This window comes from uncultured Nostoc sp. (assembly GCF_937863485.1).
Taxonomy (GTDB): Bacteria; Cyanobacteriota; Cyanobacteriia; order Cyanobacteriales; family Nostocaceae; genus Nostoc.
Genome location: NZ_CALMFY010000119.1, coordinates 38,300 through 56,438, shown reverse-complemented (window position 1 = coordinate 56,438; position 18,139 = coordinate 38,300). Strand labels below are relative to the sequence as shown.

15 protein-coding genes and 1 pseudogene are annotated in these 18,139 nt (G+C 42.9%); 7 read left to right on the top strand and 9 right to left on the bottom strand.

What is annotated here, in order from left to right; translation table 11 throughout:
* The first annotated feature begins 405 nt into the window (after positions 1 to 405).
* Together Q0541_RS16180 and Q0541_RS16175 are read left to right on the top strand one after the other, a co-directional pair.
* The gene (locus Q0541_RS16180) at positions 406 to 1,176 is read left to right on the top strand and encodes a pentapeptide repeat-containing protein (protein WP_298911838.1); all 771 of its coding nucleotides are present in this window, start codon (positions 406 to 408) and stop codon (positions 1,174 to 1,176) included.
* Between the two features lie 56 nt (positions 1,177 to 1,232).
* A complete protein-coding gene (locus Q0541_RS16175; RefSeq protein WP_298911836.1) occupies positions 1,233 to 1,853 on the top strand; it encodes a TenA family protein in 621 nt (206 codons plus the stop codon).
* A 499-nt stretch (positions 1,854 to 2,352) separates the two neighbouring features.
* On the opposite strand, the gene ssuE is transcribed toward Q0541_RS16175, so the two are convergent.
* Genes ssuE through ssuD form a run of 3 tightly spaced genes read right to left on the bottom strand, consistent with a single transcriptional unit; the run spans position 2,353 to position 4,742 of the window.
* The gene (ssuE, locus tag Q0541_RS16170; RefSeq protein WP_298911833.1) at positions 2,353 to 2,919 is read right to left on the bottom strand and encodes an NADPH-dependent FMN reductase; all 567 of its coding nucleotides are present in this window, start codon (positions 2,917 to 2,919) and stop codon (positions 2,353 to 2,355) included.
* Between the two features lie 17 nt (positions 2,920 to 2,936).
* Entirely contained in the window at positions 2,937 to 3,554 is a 618-nt protein-coding gene (locus Q0541_RS16165) for a carbonic anhydrase (protein WP_298911830.1), read from the bottom strand.
* A 27-nt stretch (positions 3,555 to 3,581) separates the two neighbouring features.
* Complete coding sequence (ssuD, locus tag Q0541_RS16160) at positions 3,582 to 4,742, bottom strand: FMNH2-dependent alkanesulfonate monooxygenase (RefSeq protein WP_298911827.1); 1,161 nt, start codon at positions 4,740 to 4,742, stop codon at positions 3,582 to 3,584.
* Between the two features lie 302 nt (positions 4,743 to 5,044).
* On the opposite strand from ssuD, the pseudogene Q0541_RS16155 reads away from it, so the two are divergent.
* A pseudogene (locus Q0541_RS16155) lies at positions 5,045 to 6,314 on the top strand (FAD/NAD(P)-binding protein).
* Here Q0541_RS16155 and Q0541_RS16150 read toward each other — a convergent pair.
* Positions 6,274 to 6,441 carry a hypothetical protein gene (locus Q0541_RS16150; protein WP_298911825.1) on the bottom strand — a complete coding sequence of 56 codons (168 nt, stop codon included), beginning with the start codon at positions 6,439 to 6,441 and terminating at the stop codon, positions 6,274 to 6,276. The pseudogene Q0541_RS16155 and the gene Q0541_RS16150 sit on opposite strands and share 41 nt — an antisense overlap.
* Positions 6,442 to 6,538: 97 nt before the next feature.
* On the opposite strand from Q0541_RS16150, the gene msrB reads away from it, so the two are divergent.
* Positions 6,539 to 7,033 (top strand): peptide-methionine (R)-S-oxide reductase MsrB, encoded by a 495-nt coding sequence (msrB, locus tag Q0541_RS16145; RefSeq protein WP_298911822.1) that lies wholly within the window; start codon positions 6,539 to 6,541, stop codon positions 7,031 to 7,033.
* 939 nt (positions 7,034 to 7,972) lie between these two features.
* Here msrB and Q0541_RS16140 read toward each other — a convergent pair.
* The 4 genes from Q0541_RS16140 to Q0541_RS16125 form a co-directional block, all read right to left on the bottom strand.
* Positions 7,973 to 10,525 (bottom strand): calcium-binding protein, encoded by a 2,553-nt coding sequence (locus Q0541_RS16140; RefSeq protein ID WP_366941888.1) that lies wholly within the window; start codon positions 10,523 to 10,525, stop codon positions 7,973 to 7,975.
* Positions 10,526 to 11,128: 603 nt separating this feature from the next.
* Positions 11,129 to 11,746, bottom strand: a complete 618-nt coding sequence (gene mreD, locus Q0541_RS16135; RefSeq protein WP_298911819.1) for a rod shape-determining protein MreD — start codon at positions 11,744 to 11,746, stop codon at positions 11,129 to 11,131.
* A gap of 26 nt (positions 11,747 to 11,772) precedes the next feature.
* Positions 11,773 to 12,582, bottom strand: a complete 810-nt coding sequence (gene mreC, locus Q0541_RS16130) for a rod shape-determining protein MreC (protein WP_273768485.1) — start codon at positions 12,580 to 12,582, stop codon at positions 11,773 to 11,775.
* 100 nt (positions 12,583 to 12,682) lie between these two features.
* Complete coding sequence (locus Q0541_RS16125) at positions 12,683 to 13,690, bottom strand: rod shape-determining protein (protein WP_273769527.1); 1,008 nt, start codon at positions 13,688 to 13,690, stop codon at positions 12,683 to 12,685.
* A 372-nt stretch (positions 13,691 to 14,062) separates the two neighbouring features.
* On the opposite strand from Q0541_RS16125, the gene Q0541_RS16120 reads away from it, so the two are divergent.
* The gene (locus Q0541_RS16120) at positions 14,063 to 14,425 is read left to right on the top strand and encodes a single-stranded DNA-binding protein (protein WP_298911815.1); all 363 of its coding nucleotides are present in this window, start codon (positions 14,063 to 14,065) and stop codon (positions 14,423 to 14,425) included.
* A gap of 105 nt (positions 14,426 to 14,530) precedes the next feature.
* Here Q0541_RS16120 and Q0541_RS16115 read toward each other — a convergent pair whose 3' ends face one another.
* Positions 14,531 to 15,271, bottom strand: a complete 741-nt coding sequence (locus tag Q0541_RS16115) for an SIMPL domain-containing protein (RefSeq protein WP_298911812.1) — start codon at positions 15,269 to 15,271, stop codon at positions 14,531 to 14,533.
* 377 nt (positions 15,272 to 15,648) lie between these two features.
* Between Q0541_RS16115 and Q0541_RS16110 the strand changes: the two genes are divergently transcribed.
* Positions 15,649 to 16,062, top strand: coding sequence for an EVE domain-containing protein (locus tag Q0541_RS16110; protein WP_298911809.1), 414 nt, complete (start codon positions 15,649 to 15,651; stop codon positions 16,060 to 16,062).
* 83 nt (positions 16,063 to 16,145) lie between these two features.
* A complete protein-coding gene (locus Q0541_RS16105; RefSeq protein ID WP_298911806.1) occupies positions 16,146 to 17,624 on the top strand; it encodes a cation:proton antiporter in 1,479 nt (492 codons plus the stop codon).
* Positions 17,625 to 18,139: the final 515 nt, after the last annotated feature.

Genomic DNA, 18,139 nt, shown 5'->3' with positions numbered 1-18,139 from the left:
GGCATACACGAGCAAATCTCTGTTTTTACTCCTGAGTGAGATCACATTAGCACCAGGCACAGACGCATAGCGGCTTGTCGTTAGACATGGCTTCTTTGTAGAATCAAGAAATGCAATCTGTGTATATTTGACTTAAAGTCCAAAGAAGTAGAAGTGTAAATTTTATGTCTAATTATCAAAAAGTACTACAGCAAGGTCAAGGTCTGACCCTTGAAGAACAAATAAGTAGCTAGGCATAAATAATTAGAAGATAGTCAACTTGCACAACCAGTGAGTGTTTACTCAAATTTACAAGTGATATAGGCAACTACAGAGGGCAAACTGTTCAGATTGCTCATATCATAGGCTGAGGTATAAATCCGTCTCAGTTAATGTTGAATATTGAGTAATAAATATTACGCGAATATGAAAAACCAAATTTTAGTCATAGCTGCCTTTTTAACCACGATTAGTTTGACAACAACCGTACAAGCAGCAAATTCTGAACACGTTAGACAGTTATTGGCAACCAAACAATGTCAAAACTGTGATTTAACCAGTGCAGGTTTAGTGATGGCTGACTTATCTGGAGCCAATTTGAGTGGTGCTAATCTCACAGGTGCTAACCTCAGCCGGGCAAACTTGAGCGGTGCTGATTTACGGGGTGCAAACTTGAGTGGCGCGAGTTTATTTGGTGTTAACCTAAGCCAAACTAAGTTTAGTGGGGCAAATTTGGCGGGTGCTGATTTAAGAAATACCTATCTAGCAAATGCAGAATTGACTGGTGCTTACTTAAATGGCGCTAACTTCCAAGGCGCAGTTGGTATACCATCACAAATTGCTTCACCAGAAGAATTTTATGCTTTGGGTGTAGCAGAAGCACAAAAAGGTAACCAACAGCAAGCAATCAGTTACTTTAATCAGGCGATCGCTATTAAACCAGAATATGCCGGTGCTTATTTAGCTCGTGGTGTTGCCTGTTACCAAATACTGGATAGACAAGGTGCATTCAAAGATGCCCAAGTTGCTGAAAAATTGTTTACATCCCAAAACAATACCGCTGGAACGCAAACAGCCCAGGCTTTTATTAAAGAACTGCAAACACCTGTAAATGAGAAGGTAAGCGCTGGTAAACCCAGTTTTGTTGACTTTTTGGGAAGTCTTGGCTCAGTCTTGCTTCAGTTCTTACCTTTTTGAGGGGGAGAGTTCACAGAACAGAGGGATAATAACAGATGACAAATAATAAATGACAAATGACTTTATCTAACGAATTATGGGCAGCAAATCAAGACTTAGCCCAAGCTTGCCTAAAGCATCCTTTCGTTCAAGGCATTGGCGATGGTACTCTTGAGCAGGCGAAATTTGCTTACTACGTAGGGCAAGATGCTTTTTTCTTAGAAGCTTTTGCCCGTGCGTATAGTATCGCCGCAGCTAAAGCACCAGACTGGTTAGGTTTCACCACATTTCATAACCTAGCTAGTGAAGCTTTAGAAGAACTGCGGATGCATAGTGGCTATGCTTCCCAGTGGGGAATTAATTTGGATTCTGTGGAACCAGGAGCCACCACCCGCCGCTATACTGACTTTTTGTTAGCAACTGCTTGGGGTAGAGATGTGGGTTTAACTGCTGCGGCGATGTCTCCGTGTATGCGTTTGTATGCCTTTTTGGGAGAACAATTAGCTGATAACGGCATTCCTAATCATCAATATGCAGACTGGATTCGTACTTATAGCAGTGCAGACTTTCAACAACCAACACAACAATTAGAAAGTTTGGTTGACAATTATGCCACTACTAATTCTGTTGTGCATTCAACCTATCGTTATGCTATGTTTTGCGAACGCGACTTTTTTCAGGCTGCGTGGGAGTGTTAAAAACTGCTGTGATCATTTGCTCAAAAATAGCCTAGATAAATTCCTCCCAACTCTTCCAGAGGAACGTTCCGCCACTATGGGTTCCCGCCAGCATAAGGTATAGAAAAAATAATTAACCACAGATAAATACAGATACAAGGTAAGACACGGCATTGCCATGTCCTACTTTGGATCTCATTTAAATGAGAATCGCTATATATGGGAAAAATCAAAAATTATAGCGGTGTTATACCAATTTAAAAAAAGAATGCGACAAATAGACCATTTGTAGAGACGCGATTCATCGCGTCTTCACTTCACCCAAGGATGTGTTGCAATCATTAATTGAATTGGTATTAGTTGAATAGACTAGAGAGGAATGGAAGCGAGGTTTAGGCGTAGTCTATTCATTTAAATATCTTTATAAAAGTGTAATTTCTGAGAGTAATTTTAAAGAAAGGTAGCAGATGGGTAAAACTACCCCTCTGCTACAAGTAAACGGAGGTATAAACTTGATTAGTTAATTGGCATGAACCAATTCTTGAGGCGCTGCGGCATCATATTCTACAGCTTTAACAAATTCTTTGAGAACGTCTTTGAGTCTTTGCTCAATTTCCTCATCTAATACGACACTGTTATCAGCTTGTCGTTGAATTTGTTTGTCTACCGCATAAACAGTAGCTAGGATATGCCGCGCTCCTAATTCAGATAAGACAGGTTTAAGAGCATATTCAATTGCCAATAAGTGAGCGAGCGTCCCACCAAGGGCAATTGGTAACACGGGTTTACCTGTCAATGATTTTTGTGGCAGCAAATCTAGAAATGTTTTGAGCACTCCTGTGTAAGCAGCTTTGTAGATTGGGGTGGCAATAATCACACCATCTGCCTTTGCTAGCAAAGCTTTTGGCTGTTCCAAAGCAGGGCTGTCGTATCGTCCAAAAACTAAATCTTCAGCAGGCAAATCCCGAACTGAAATAATGTCTACATGCAAGCCTTCTTGTTGTAAAAGCTTGGCAGTGTATTCGACAACACCATAGGTTCTAGAGGGATGAGTTGGACTACCAGCGATCGCTAAAATATTTGTCATTCAATTGAACTCCCAATTTATAAAACGGGTTCAGTGTGTTTTGTGGTTTCGGTCTTCATAGCTTCTGCTGTGTTGACCTTTTCACTCAGACGTTTGTAGGGACGGCGCAAAGTCATACTCTCTACTTCCCAGATGTAACCATGAATAACTACATCCTGGGGAATTAAAGGAGAATTACGCAGCAATTCCACCTGCTGTGTGCAGATTTTGTCCACATCAGTAAACGTTTTAATCCATTTGGAAAAAACGCCTTTTGCTAGCTTCAACTCTGGCAAAGCAGGATCGATCGTAACTTGATCCACGTCAATACCTTGGTTTCGCAATACCTCACTGAGAAAGTCTCCTGATGCTGTCATCATGCCACATTCGGTATGGTTAATGACGATGATTTCTCTTGTGCCAAAAAACTGTGTAGTTAACATCGCTGACCGAATAGCATCATCCGTAACTAACCCCCCGGCATTACGGAAAATATGAGCATCTCCTTCACCAATTCCTAATGCTTTGTCCACAGGTAAACGTTCGTCCATGCAAGCTAGCACCCACAAGCGTTTATTATTAGGTATCCCCAACTGACGACGCAATGCCCACGCTTGTGTTTCAGAAATCTTTTGGTCAATTTGTTGGTGCAACATGGTTGGTAATTTCCTAATTCTTATCTACTAGGATATGGACGTTGCTCTTTGCTGAGGCTGTTGCTTAGGGAAATCTTCATTTGCGACAATTTCACCAAATGGACTTAATACATGTTGTTTCTCCACTGCTGGCAAATTCTCTAAGGGCAAATGGGGAAATAGAAGTTCTGCAACTCGATAAGCTTCCTCTAAGTGGGGATAGCCAGAGAGGATAAAGGACTCAATGCCTAAATCTGCATATTCCAACATTCTGGCAGCTACGGTTTGGGGATCGCCTACTAAGGCCGTTCCCGCACCACCCCGTACCAAACCGACTCCTGCCCACAAGTTCGGGCTAATCTCTAATGCCTCACGATTACCGTGGTGTAATTGGGTCATCCGCTGTTGTCCAACTGAATCCATCCGAGCATAAGCTTTTTGGGCTTTAGCGATCGCCTCGTCATCTACATACTTAATCAATTGATTTGCCGCATCCCAAGCTTCACTCTCGGTTTCGCGCACAATCACATGTAGGCGAATCCCAAACCGCAAAGTCCGACCTTCTGATAAAGCAAGTCTGCGAGCCGATGCAATCTTCTCGGCTACTTGCGCCGGTGGTTCGCCCCAAGTTAGATAGACATCTACATGCTTGGCAGCGATTTTTTGAGCGATCGCAGAGGAACCGCCAAACCACAAGGGCGGATATGGCTTCTGGACGGGTGGAAACAGCAGCTTACCATCCTGAATATTGAGATAGTCGCCCTGAAGATTAACTTGTTCACCACTGGCGATCGCTCGCCATACTGTCAAAAATTCATCTGTTAATTCATAGCGCTGATCGTGATCCAAATGCAAGCCATCTCCCGCCAACTCCACGGGATCGCCCCCTGTGACGACATTAATCAGCAACCGTCCACCAGAGAGGCGATCAAAGGTCGCCGCCATCCGCGCTGCCACTCCAGGTGATACCAAGCCGGGACGAATCGCCACCAAAAAACGCATCTGTCGTGTCAGTGATACCAGCGTTGACGCTACAATCCAAGCATCTTCGCAAGAGCGGCCAGTAGGCAACAATGCCCCTGTATAACCAAGGTCATCCACCGCTTGGGCAATCTGTCGCAGATAAGCAAAGCTTACTGCCCGTCCGCCTGTAGCAGTTGCAAGGTAACGTCCGTCGCCGTGGGTTGGGATGAACCATAGTAGCTGCATGAGTCTTGTCCTTTTAAACTACGGTAATTCGATAGAAATACCGTGCTTTGTTTCTCGCTTTAAAGTATCACATATTCCACTTCAGCAAGCAAGAAGTTTTTTATAAAACTACGGTATTCCTATGAAACCAATGTATATTAAGCCGTGTTCGCTCAGGTGGCGATCAAAAAAATTGGGCATTGGTTATTCTGCTTGTCCCACTTCCAGTCCCAATCCCCTATTTTCAGAATCACGTTGCTGGTCTGATCTGACCAAGAGAGAATGATAACTATTATCACCAAAACTAGATTGTTTCTCCAGCAATGGAATTTACGACCACTGTTCCCGCAACAATTGACCTGGCGATTATTGGTGCTGGGCCTCATGCTCTGACCTTGACTACCCATCTGCTGCAAAAACGGCAAAGAATCAGGGGGAAATTTTTAGTATTTGACCCTAGTGGCAGATGGATGAGTCAATGGGAACACCAATTTAGAGCTTTGGAAATCCCTAATTTACGCTCCCCTGCCGTCCACCATCCCGACCCAAACCCTTTTGCTTTAAGGAAATTTGCTCAATCTCGTCCTAATGAGTTATTTCCCCCTTATGATTTACCAGGAACGCAATTATTTGAGGATTTTTGTCAGGATGTAATTCGAGTTCGGCAGTTGCAAGAGCAAGTTATTCCATTAGCAGTCAAGAGTATTGAACCCTTAAGAGATCATTTGCGTTTCCGATTTTGCCTCTGCTTGCAAGACGGACAAGAAGTCATTGCACGGCGGGTAGTGTTGACAATGAGTAGCGCTCAAATTCAAATACCTGATTGGGTAAACCAGATTCAGACAGCCTAGCCACAAGATAGACTTTGCCACTCACAAACTATTGATTTACGAAAATTGCAGTTGATGGGTAAGAGAGTATTGATTGTGGGTGGTGGCTTGACGAGTGGACATTTGGCAGTGGGTGCTATTTCTCGCGGTACAGAGGTTCATTTGATGATTCGGCGTCAGTTATCAGAAAAATTATTCGATGCTGAACCAGGTTGGTTAGGGCCAAAGTACCTAAAGGGATTTTTTGCCCAATCAGATTGGGAGCAACGAGTAATGATGATTCAGCAAGCTAGAAATGGCGGTTCCATGACACCTGCGCTCGCCACACAACTACGGAAACAAGTGCGTCATGGTAAAATCAGAATTGATGAAAACTGTCAAGTAGTAAAAGCCCAATGGTTAGGTGAAAATTGGCGCGTGGAATGTAGCGATGGTAATCAACATGAGTGCGATTATATTTGGCTATCGACTGGCACTAAATTCGATGCCACGACTTGAACCCTTGTTAAAAGATATTTTAGAGACTTATCCCATCAAGATTGTTAAAGGTTTGCCTGTTTTAGATACTTGTCTGCGTTGGCCTGGTTGTGAATTATTTATCATGGGTGGCTTGGCTGCAATGCTGGTCGGGCCAACAGCACGGAATTTATCGGGCGCAAGAATGGCTTGTGAGAAAATTGTCCCTGCTATTGTCAAGCCAAGTATAGCTCTTTCCCATAGGCTCAAGGAAGTACAAGCAGGCTCACCAAAGACTCTACATTAAACCCACACCAGGAATCGGGAGTGGAAGAATTTTTCTCAATCAGCAACGCCGCTTCTTGAGGAACGTGAATTTCATCGCTGACCATTTTCCATTGCAACCATCCAATAATGTACTGAATGATGCTCATATCTTCTGTTTACTTAACCCATTATAGTTATTAATGTAGGGAATTCCGTACTGGAGTTGATTGGCCAGTTAACCGGAAAATAGAAAATAATAGATATATGGACAAACGCTATTTTTTACAGGCTAGTGCAGTAATAGTCGGCACCGCATTGTTATCAAGGTATATTAATTGGGGGTCAAAAGAGATGACAACTTCTAAGAGTGGATTTGAAGTTACCAAACCTGAGCAAGAGTGGCGCACGATTTTAACGCCAGAACAGTTTAATGTATTGCGTAAACATGGGACTGAACGCCCTCACACCAGTTCATTGGATAAGGAATACGACCAAGGCACTTATTATTGTGCTGCGTGTGAACAGCCACTGTTTACATCTGATACCAAATTTAACAGTGGTACTGGCTGGCCTAGCTTTTTTAATCCAATTGAAGGTGCGATCGCTATTACTGAAGATAAGTCGTTGTTTATGACCAGAACTGAAGTACATTGTAGTCGCTGTGGTGGTCATTTGGGTCATGTTTTTGATGACGGCCCTGCACCCACTGGTAAGCGCTATTGCATGAATGGTGTTTCGCTGAAGTTTACTCCTGCCTAATTTAGTTGCCCAGAAGTAGCGCGTCGTAGACATTGCACGCGCTGCCAACCTAAATTATCATATTTTAAGATTTGACCAAGAGTGAATAAATTTTTGACAATAATTTATCCTACTCAATGCTACTGGACGAAGTATTGTCAATTTTAGGAAATGAACTCTTGGTCTTCGTTAAATGTATTTACTTAAATCGTCCTATTTATTTGGGTCTTTTTTATCCTTTTTGTCTTTCGGATCTTTTTTAGGTTTTTTAACTTCTTTATTACTTTTTCTTTCCTTTGACATCAGCGTTCTCCAATTAGATTAATCAGTGCAAGCTTCCAGATTCTGCCGTCAGCAAAGCAGTAGATGACTTATCTGATATTTTTTTAAGGCAAAAAAAGAAAACATCAGACATCAATACTACTAACTACCATGATAAGGTGTTGTTTGATTTAATGTAGCTTGAATTTATATTGCCAGAGGTTGCCCAAATTCCATGAAGATTTAGGTTATATCACGTCCGCCTAATTATTTATAATTCAAAACTCTCTGCGTCTCCTTTAGAAAAAGTTATGATCTGACTTTTCACCTCATGTGGAAAAACCAACGCCAAACCTAACCCTTGAGCAAGCTTCCATAGTAGGGAAGGGGGAAAAATCAAAGCCTCTCTCTTTTTAGGAAAGCCACTGCGCCCTTCTCCCTACACCCCTTTGGGCATCCTACGGCAGGCGTTAGCCTCTCCCTTTGGGAGAAGGGGAGACGATGCCGCGCATAGCGCAGCGGTAGCGAGCCTGCGTTCGCGCAGCGTCTCGTAGAGAGCGTCTGCGGTTTCTCGACTGATTCGCTCTTAGCGTTCCCGCAGGGTAGCATGTGGCCTCAGAGGAATAGGAAGTCAGGTTTTCCAGATGACGTGAAAAGTAAAAAGTTATAACTCTCCGTTCGCTTATTTCGATCTCAGTTTTAAACAATTACAAAGTTGTTGTTGGTTAGTGGCAACCCAGGAGATAATTGTGCAAATTGTACCTGACTGAACCCCCCACCAGTCCCATCTTCATCAAAGAACAATGCACCAGTAATGTTGTTGTAAATAAATTTTTGATCGCTAGTAGTTGCAGATGCTCCGATCTGAAACTGATTAGCTGAAAGTGAACCGGTTGATAACCCCCTACCAAACGATATCCAAATCACGTCATTAGTGGCGTTGAAGTCATAAACTCTATTACCAGTATTGGAACGTAGATCGTAAGTATTAAAAACAAAGGTATCAATACCAGATCCTCCATAGAGACTATCATTACCGTAGCCACCTATGAGGATATCATTGCCATTACCACCTTCGAGAGTATTTTTACCAGAGGCATCTGTAGCGGAAAGAGTATCATTGCCATCGCCTCCATCCAAAAAATTATCACCTGATGAATCTCCAATATCTAAGTGATCATTACCAGTGCCACCGTTAAGGGTGTTATTGTCGTATGAACCACTAGCACTCAAGCTATCATTACCTGCACCGCCAATAATCGTATCATTGCCATCATAGCTGTCTTTGATCGTATCGTTACCATTGCTCCCCACAATGTTATCAGCGTAGCCTGTACCTATAATATTTAATCCTTCGATATTCTTGTAGCTAACCAGATTCGTGCCCGCCGTAATTGAGCCAATGTTAGTAGTGGGATTGAATGTTGTTATAATCCCCCCTGTAGCATTAGTGTAATCGACGGACAATAAATCGTCACCCTTACCTCCATTTATCGTATCTTTGCCACTAACTCCCCCAGAGAGCGTATCGTTGGCATTGCTCCCCACAATATTGTCATCATAGGCTGTACCTGAGATATTTAATCGTTCGATATTCTTGTAGCTAACGCAAGAGATGCCCGCCGTAATAGAGCTAATTTTAGTAGTGGGATTGAATGTTGTTGTGATCCCCCCTGTAGCATTGCTGTAATCGACTCTCAACAAATCGTCACCCTTACCCCCATCTACCGTTTGAGTCACTAAATTAGAGGGGGCAGTATCTGAAGATTTAGCATTTACATAGAAGGAGTCATTGCCATCGCCACCAGAGAGTAGGTTATTACCTGTTGAATACTCAGCACGCAAGGTATCGTTACCTGCGCCACCGTTGAGCGTGTTATTGCCTGAGGAGGCATCAAAAATTTCACCGTTGAAGTACTCGATCAAATACCCAGAGATGGAGAGATAGTCATTGCCATTGCCACCAGAGAGGAGGTTATTGCCTGTTGAATACTCAGCACGCAAAGTATCGTTACCAGCGCCACCGTTGAGCGTGTTATTACCTGAAGAGCTAAAAGAGAAAAATGATCTATAATAATCAACGCCAGAACTGGAGAGATAATCATTGCCATCATCCCCAGAGAGTAAGTTATTGCCCAATGGAGACTCAGCAAGCAAAGTATCGTCACCAGCACCACCGTTGAGCGTATTATTGCCTGAGGAGCCAATAAAGCCGTGTCCCGATTTAATAGTAAGGTAAGAGGTGTCAAGACGATCATTGCCTTCACCCCCAGAGAGTAAGTTCTTGCCTTGTGAACCGTGAGCATACAAAATATCGGCACCAGCGCCACCGTTAAGGGTGTTATTGCCTATTGAAGAGTCAACATTCAAAATATCCTTACCAGCACCACCATTGAAGGTATTATTGCCTGAAGTATAATAAACATCATTTGTATAGTAGTCAACGTAACCAGAGGCAGAGAGAAAATCATTGCCATCACCACCATCAAGTAGGTTATCACCTAATGAATAGTTAACATTCGAGTTATCCTCATCAGTACTATCAAGGCTGTAATTCCTCGTACCAGCAACAAGAGTATCATTGCCGATACCACCAATGAGAGTATCGTTGCCCGTACCACCCCGCAGCAAGTCGTCACCACTTAACCCGTTGATGATGTCGTTACCCCCCTGACCATTCACCACATCATTTGAGTCATCTAAACCCGTAATATTGTTATTTAGGTCATTGGCGAAGGTCACTGTGTTCTTAATGCCGATGCTTGTAGCAGCAGAGTTAGCATCCAAGACATTAAAACTATCGGTGATACTAGTTTGCCCATTAAACAGGATATTACCAATGGCTGGTTTTGTTCCAGAAGCTTTAAGGTTATTCAAGTCTTCTAGTTTAAAGTTTTTCAAGATAACTTTTGTGCGAACTAGCCCTTCAAAGCTAATTTCCAAACTTGTGCCATTCTGCGTAAGTAGCAGATTTTGGGGAATCAACCCAGCACCAAGAAATTTGATGATATCAATTTCGCCAATGACTGCTGGTGTTGGGTTTATTTTTTTACCGACACCACTAAAATCAGTGATGGTATCAGTGCCGTCACCTATATTGAAAACAAATGTATCGTTGCCACCGCCACCAGTCAGGGTGTCCTTGCCCTCATAAGCTGTGATGGTATCATTGCCGGCTTTGCCGTTAATCGTATCGTCACTGTTAGTGCCTTGTAGGGTATCATTTGCTTTGGTTCCAATGATGTTTACCATTACTTTTTCCTACCTAAATTGATTTTTGGAGTAACTTTGAGTTCTCAGTTATTACTGCTGTTTGAGGGCAGAAAAATTCGCCGAAAGTTGACGCTTTCGACACAGATCAATGTCACCCTTGGGGATTAGGAATTTTTGATTAAAATTCTCTTTTTGATTGATTTGCAAGTATTGAGGACTATCTAAATTTTAAGCATTCTACAAATTCATCAGTGTGTGGATTCACAAAAATAGTAGTTTCAGGCTGATTTCAATCATCCTCCAGCAGTAGCATAGGCAACCATTTACCATAGACATCGCTGAAAAAGAGTTACAAAAATCGAGCTTGGATGCTCCAAATCCATGCACCATTATTTAGTTTTTTTGTCAAGGCATAAGTCTTACTGGCTTGAAAATAGGGAACACTTGATAGAGCATAGGAGAAGGGATCTTTATGCCCGGGCCGTGGACTATTGCCTGTAGGTATTTGGCTTCAAAATGTTAAGTATCTAAATCACATCATACTACGCTTAGTACAAAATATTTACTTACATGTCTAGATTTAGACAAATATCTTTGCATATATGTATATATTAAGTACTGAACTTTATATGTACTCCTTTACTATTGTTCCAACAGTTTCATCCGCTGCCACCAACGATTCAGGGGATAATAGACCACAGGTGCCCACAGACTACTAAGAATGGCAGAGGCTAGGGCGACACGCTGGTAATATGTCCAAATATCTGTTATTTTGCGCTCATCGCCGATTAAAGTTAATTGCAATCCAAAGATAGTTTCTGCCAAAACTGCCATACCAAAGACAATTACAGCAATCGAAATAAAATCTTCTTCCATAAAACGCTGTTTCTGGAGCAGACCAGTTAGAATTCCCACTATACCTAAACTGAGGGCATGAGTAGGGTTAGGTGATGTCATGGAATCTTGAAGTAGCCCCAGAACTATACCTGCCAATGCCCCGGAAAACACTGTGCGCTTCACACTCCAAGCTACCACCCAAATTAACAGCCAGTTAGGGCCAATTCCTAATAATTCCATCCCTGGCAAGCGAGTTGGCAATAATAGTAAACATAACACTACAGATCCAGCCGTCACTATCCAACCCAACAACTGACGGATACCGGGATGCCAACGAGAAAGCGGCTGGATTTGGAATTTCGATTTTCGCTCTGAGGATTTTGGCTTTTTCTGCCTGCTGCCACCAAATGCAGGAATCTTCATTTTTCTATGGATTTTCAAGGGACAATTTACTTAGACTTTTGCGGCACTTGATTTACTGACTTTTGGGTTTCCAGCTCTTGGTTTTCTAGCTTTGGATAAACAGCTACCCAATCGAGAGAGCGGATTGGCGGAAAAAGCTCAATTTTCGCCACTGATGCCGGAAGTTTCTTTAAATCCAGCGACTTTATCCGTCCTACTGCCAAGCCAGATGGAAATTTCTGGCTATAAGTAGATGTGGAAACTAAATCTCCTACCTTGACATTTGGGACTTTTTCATAAAACTCCAGCACAGCTTCTGCTGAAGAATCTCCTCGCAAAACGCCTTTAGCTGCCGTGCGGCTAACTGATACACCCACTTGACTCTTGAGGTCACTGATTAACAACACGCGGCTAGTATTAGGAGTTACACTCTCCACCAGACCCACCAATCCGCCATCTGCCTTGACTATGAAGCCTTCCTGAATCCCTGCATTCGCACCACGATTTAGAAATACTTGTTGCCACCATTGGTCAGCACTACGTCCTACTACCCGTGCTGGAATTGGCCGTGATGCCAGTGGCTCTTTTTCTACATAGCCTAATAAATCTTGTAGCTTTGTCTTTTGACTTTCTAAATCTACTATACGGGTTTGCAATTCCAATATCCGGGCATCTCTAAGACGTTCTTCTGGAGTTGGCCCTGACTGCAACATCTCTAACGGACGGGTAATTGCTTGGTATGTCTCAAGCACCAATTCACCTTGAGTCTGTCGCAATATGCAAGCACTACCAACTACTAGAGTTAACAACCCGATTTGTAACCCTTTACGATCCCACCAACGTCGTATTGTCACCATATATACCTTTACATACTTATATAAATTAAGTTCTACTTGGATTCTATTTATATAGAACCCAAATAGAACTCAAATAGAACTCAAGTCTGATATTTTTTTGCTACATATTGCGAGAGCTTTCTGTGACAACTCGTTCCAACTGTTTGAAGTTTTCTAACACACGACCTGTTCCCAGCACAACACAGCAGAGAGGATCGGCGGCAATGTGAGTTACAATCCCTGTTTCATGGCTAATGAGGGTATCTATGCCTTTGAGCAAAGCACCGCCGCCAGCTAACATAATACCTCTGTCAATAATGTCTGCTGCTAGTTCTGGAGGTGTACGTTCCAGTGTCCGCTTCACAGCTTCTATAATTACTGATAGCGGTTCCAACATGCTTTCACGGATTTCTGGGCCTTTGATCGTTACAGTTCGCGGTAGACCAGAAAGCAGGTGTAAGCCTCGGACTTCCATAATCGCGTCATTATCATCATTAGTAGGATAGGCAGAACCAATCCGAATCTTGATATCCTCGGCAGTCCGTTCACCAATGACTAAGTTATGAACTTTCTTAATATACTGAATGATCGCTTCAGTCAGTTCATCTCCAGCAATGCGTACTGATTCGCTAATCACCGTACCCTGAAGACTCAGCACTGCAACTTCTGTTGTACCACCACCAATATCGATGATCATGTTACCAGTGGGTTCGGCAACAGGTAGTCCTGCACCAATGGCCGCAGCTACAGGTTCATCGATTAAATATACTTTTCTTGCTCCTGCTTGATGAGCTGCATCCATCACAGCTCGCCTTTCTACTCCTGTGACGCCACTGGGAATACCAATGACAATCCGGGGTAAAATCAAAGACCTACCTTCATTTACACGCTGAATAAAGCTTTTCAGCATTAGCTCGGCTATATCGAAATCAGCGATTACACCATCTCGCAAAGGGCGGAGGGCAATCACATTTCCAGGTGTGCGACCGAGCATTTTTTTAGCTTCTTCTCCTACTGCCAGCGCTACCTTTTGGTTGACATCGATCGCAACTACAGAAGGCTCTTGCAGTACAATACCTTTACCAGATACATAAACGAGAGTGTTAGCAGTACCGAGGTCGATACCCATATCCCATGATGTGCGAAAGTTCCTAAAAATACTCACGCGTCTCTAAGCCCCCTATGTGCGATACTTTTTGACTACAACGATAAGAATTAATCGTGCTGAATTAGATTACGTTTATATCCTGAGTTGAGTAAACTAGACTATATTTTTATCTGATTCCCAGGAATATTTACTATGTCTGAGTCCTCTATTTTTTGATATTTTTTGGTTAACTTAGTATATTCGTATACTTTTATGTGTTTCTCCAAGTAATATGTATAATTTTTCAATTCAACTATATTGTTAACTGTTTAACACATTATTTTCAAGAGTTTCACAATTCGCTATGATGAAAGTCGGAATTACTAAGTACGTATGTACTAAAAGGTAACACACATGAGTATAAATGTTGTCACCCTCATTGGTCGCGTAGGCGGCGACCCAGAGATTAAGTATTTTGAGTCTGGTAGTGTTAAGTGTAGATTGACACTAGCAGTTAATCGCCGCACTAAAGAAGGCGAACATACCGACTGGTTTAATTTAGAACTATGGGGAAAAACGGCGGAGGTAGCAGGTAATTATGTACGTAAAGGCAAACAAATTGCCGTCAAAGGTTCCTTGAAGTTTGACACATGGAGCGATCGCCAAACAGGAGCAAACCGATCATCACCAGTTATCCAAGTAGACCAACTGGATTTATTAGGCTCTAAGCGAGATGGAGAAGGCGGTACAGAAAATATGTCTTCAGAACATTTTTAATTGGGCATTGGGCAATGTCCTTTGTCCTCACAAATGACAAAGCGCAAAGTCTGAGCGCCGGCTTCCGGCGATCAGACTTTGTCAGAGAGGACTAATGACTAATAACTAATAACTAATTTGCAGCGTTACTGATGCTTCTACTTGCTGCTCACCACCAACGACAGGGGTGGAAGCATCAGCTACCTTGGCAGCCTCAGCCCGTAAAAACATGGGTGGTGGAGGTGGACTGGCATTATTAACTTGAACGCTCACCACTTCTTTGGGTTTGAAACCTAAGGCACTGAAAACAGCATCAGCTTGCTGCTGGGCGTCTTGGGTAGCTTCTTTTAATGCTTGTTTTTGAGCAGATGCGATCGCTTGATCATTCGCAACAAAACTAATGCCGTTAATTTGTGTCGCACCCGCTTTCACTGCATCATCCAATAATGTACCAGCTTTCTCAGTGGGAATGCGAAAACTCACGGTGTTAGTGGCAGCATAGCCTGTAATCCGCTGCACATTATTAGTGTAGCTATAAACTGGGTTAAGTTGAATACCAGTAGTTTGTAATTTTTCGACATTTTGGCTCTTAAGGAACGCAACTACAGCCGATGACCTCCGGGCGGCTTCTTGCTGTACCTCCTGTGCTGTTTTCCCCTGAATTTCTACTCCTAAACTGACTTGTGCCAAGGTTGCAGGAGTTGTTTCCACTCCGCGACCAGTCACGCTAAGGGTTCGCCACAATTTATCCTTTTCTTGTGCTAACGCAGGTAATACAAAAGTTGTACATAAGAGCAAAGCTAAAGGCAGTATTTTCCACAAGTTCCCATTAAGAAACTGAGAACCAGGTAAAGCGGCTCTAGTCATAAGATTTGCACTCCTCAAAGTATCCACAGATGTTTTTAATAAGCGTATATAGCAATCTTCTGGTGGCTGTTAAAAGTCAACAGTCACCACAAGTTTTTCACAACTTAAGTGCGATCGCTAGATCCGATTTGTATGTTCTCACTTTGACACTGCCATAATCAAAAGCTGAAATGGTTACATTTTTGGATACTAAAAAAATTACACTAGTACGCTACGGCGTAAATAGAGCAATCATTTAAAAGCCCTACAGAGCTTATTCCATAATACTTTTGACTTTTGAACGCCAGTTGCTTCAAGTCGGCAGAGCCGCCCAACGCACTGGCTCCTTTTGATTTTTGACTTCCGCCTTGCGGTACTAGCCTTTTTGGAGATTTGTCGTGGCATATTGGCTGCTGAAAACTGAACCGGAAAATTATTCCTACTTCGATTTGGAACGGGACGGCAGTACAGTTTGGGATGGAGTCAACAATTCCCTAGCGCTCAAACATCTACGTACCATGCTTCTTGGTGACTTGGCGTTCATTTATCACACAGGCAAAGAACGGCAAGTCATAGGTTTAGCAGAGATAGTTAGTCAACCCTATATCGATCCAGCACTTAATGACAGCAAACGGACAGTTGTGGATGTGCGGGCATTACAAAGAGTACACCAACCCGTTACCCTAGCCCAAATAAAACAGGATGGTAAATTCACAGATTTTGACTTGCTGCGACTTCCTAGACTTTCTGTAGTCCCAGTTTGGGAAGTCTACTGGCAATACTTGATCGAGTTGACAGGTGGTACAAATTAATTTATGTCAGCTGCCACTTGCATCTCTATAGGATGTTTTTCAGAAACGCGTCAAAATCAAAGAGAAGGATTTTCACAGAACCCATGCATTTGTTAGATCCAATCAGCTACTCTTTTCCTCTGCTGGCCAGCGCAACACAAGCCGCAGACAGTTCAATGGTAGTAGCAGCAGTGCTACTAAGCTTAGTAGTCATTTATCTCGCCAGCAAAGTTGGTGGAGAGTTATCAAACCAAGTGGGTTTCCCGCCTGTCTTAGGCGAACTAGTAGGTGGTGTGGTAGTGGGCATCTCTGTTCTCCACCTTTTAGTCTTTCCAGAAGGCGGCACAGACAGTTCTAGCTCTTTGATCATCTCATTCCTTCAAACCACTGCTGGTTTAACGCCTGAAGCCACTCCAGCGGTGTTTGCAGCGCAGTCTGAGGTCGTTTCTGTTTTGGCAGAATTGGGTGTGATCATCCTGCTGTTTGAAATCGGCTTGGAGTCGAACTTAAAAGATTTAATGGCAGTTGGTATCCAAGCCACCGTCGTAGCAGTAGTGGGGGTAGCAGTACCCTTTGCCGCTGGTACTGTGGGATTGATGACTTTATTTGGTATCGATGCTGTACCTGCAATTTTTGCCGGGGCGGCTTTAACTGCCACTAGTATTGGGATGACTTCCAAGGTGTTGTCAGAATTGGGGCGACTCAATTCTAAAGAAGGACAGATTATTTTGGGTGCTGCTGTAATTGACGATGTACTGGGAATCATCGTTTTAGCGGTAGTTGCCAGCCTAGCTAAAGATGGCGTGGTAGATGTGAGCAAAGTCATTTATTTGATTATCAGCGCCACTGGTTTTATTTTGGGAGCAATATTACTGGGCAATGTTTTCAATAAGTCCTTTGTGGCGATCGCTGATAAACTCAAAACACGCGGTGGACTGGTAATCCCAGCATTCATCTTCGCCTTTGCGATGGCATACCTTGCTGCCGTCATCCAGTTAGAAGCAATTCTGGGAGCTTTTGCAGCTGGTTTAGTCCTGGAGGAGACAGATAAGCGCAAAGAACTGCAAACGCAAGTCATACCCATTGCCGATATGTTAGTGCCAATTTTCTTTGTGACTGTTGGGGCAAAAACCGATTTGGGAGTTTTAAACCCAGCAATTCCCGACAATCGGGAAGGTCTAATTATGGCAACTTTCCTGATCACAGTAGCCATTCTCGGTAAAGTAATCACAGGCTTAAGCGTGTTTGGTCAACCGGAAATCAACCGTTTAGCGATCGGTGTGGGGATGATTCCCAGAGGGGAAGTCGGTTTAGTGTTTGCTGGTGTCGGCGCAGCCAGTGGCGCTCTCTCGAAACCATTAGGAGCAGCAATTATCATGATGGTTATCTTGACAACCTTTTTAGCTCCTCCTTTGTTACGATTTGTATTTCCAGATCCAAAAACTGTGGATGCAGGCTCAGAGCAACTGATTTTAGACGGTTCCTCTGGAACTTCGTTGGTAATTGAACCACCTGCATCAAGGATGCCAGCATCAAATGATAGTGGCAATTTGGAAGTAACTCCAGAATCAGGCGATCGCTAATTAAAGTCTTGGGTAAATTCTTGCTGAGTTCTGAGTGATTTTGCTCGGAACTCAGGACTCTGAATTCAGTACTATCACCGGGCTTTGAAGATTTTACGATTGTGCAGTGGAAACTTCTCTCCCCAAATTTCCGTCCCGTGGGATTGTAGAATAATCGTTTGTTTCTAATTTATACCAGCATTCGGAATGTTATTTATTTCCAGTCTCCCTTGGTTTGTAAGCCTTTATCTGAATATTTTCCAGGTAATTGGGAGTAACATCCATAAATCTTGCTAGATCATCTCACAGTAATGGGAATTATTTACTTAGTGCATTGATGGCAACAAACAAAAAACAGTTATCAGTGAACAGTTATCAGTTTTTAGTTTTTTAGCTTGCTTGGGAGTCAGAGTCCCCCACCTCTAAAGGTGGAAGATTTTACATGGAGATTTAAACCCAATATGAAACTTGATAACTGATTTAAGCGCGTCTTTATACCAGCTTAAAAAATCAAAAAAGGCATCAGAGGTCAAGTT

Bases quoted from the DNA above. Each gene is read 5' to 3' on its own strand.
- Q0541_RS16180 (WP_298911838.1), top strand. From the start codon at position 406: ATGAAAAACCAAATTTTAGTCATAGCTGCCTTTTTAACCACGATTAGT.
- Q0541_RS16175 (WP_298911836.1), top strand. From the start codon at position 1,233: ATGACTTTATCTAACGAATTATGGGCAGCAAATCAAGACTTAGCCCAA.
- ssuE (WP_298911833.1), bottom strand. From the start codon at position 2,919: ATGACAAATATTTTAGCGATCGCTGGTAGTCCAACTCATCCCTCTAGA.
- Q0541_RS16165 (WP_298911830.1), bottom strand. From the start codon at position 3,554: ATGTTGCACCAACAAATTGACCAAAAGATTTCTGAAACACAAGCGTGG.
- ssuD (WP_298911827.1), bottom strand. From the start codon at position 4,742: ATGCAGCTACTATGGTTCATCCCAACCCACGGCGACGGACGTTACCTT.
- Q0541_RS16150 (WP_298911825.1), bottom strand. From the start codon at position 6,441: ATGAGCATCATTCAGTACATTATTGGATGGTTGCAATGGAAAATGGTC.
- msrB (WP_298911822.1), top strand. From the start codon at position 6,539: ATGGACAAACGCTATTTTTTACAGGCTAGTGCAGTAATAGTCGGCACC.
- Q0541_RS16140 (WP_366941888.1), bottom strand. From the start codon at position 10,525: ATGGTAAACATCATTGGAACCAAAGCAAATGATACCCTACAAGGCACT.
- mreD (WP_298911819.1), bottom strand. From the start codon at position 11,746: ATGAAGATTCCTGCATTTGGTGGCAGCAGGCAGAAAAAGCCAAAATCC.
- mreC (WP_273768485.1), bottom strand. From the start codon at position 12,582: ATGGTGACAATACGACGTTGGTGGGATCGTAAAGGGTTACAAATCGGG.
- Q0541_RS16125 (WP_273769527.1), bottom strand. From the start codon at position 13,690: ATGGGTATCGACCTCGGTACTGCTAACACTCTCGTTTATGTATCTGGT.
- Q0541_RS16120 (WP_298911815.1), top strand. From the start codon at position 14,063: ATGAGTATAAATGTTGTCACCCTCATTGGTCGCGTAGGCGGCGACCCA.
- Q0541_RS16115 (WP_298911812.1), bottom strand. From the start codon at position 15,271: ATGACTAGAGCCGCTTTACCTGGTTCTCAGTTTCTTAATGGGAACTTG.
- Q0541_RS16105 (WP_298911806.1), top strand. From the start codon at position 16,146: ATGCATTTGTTAGATCCAATCAGCTACTCTTTTCCTCTGCTGGCCAGC.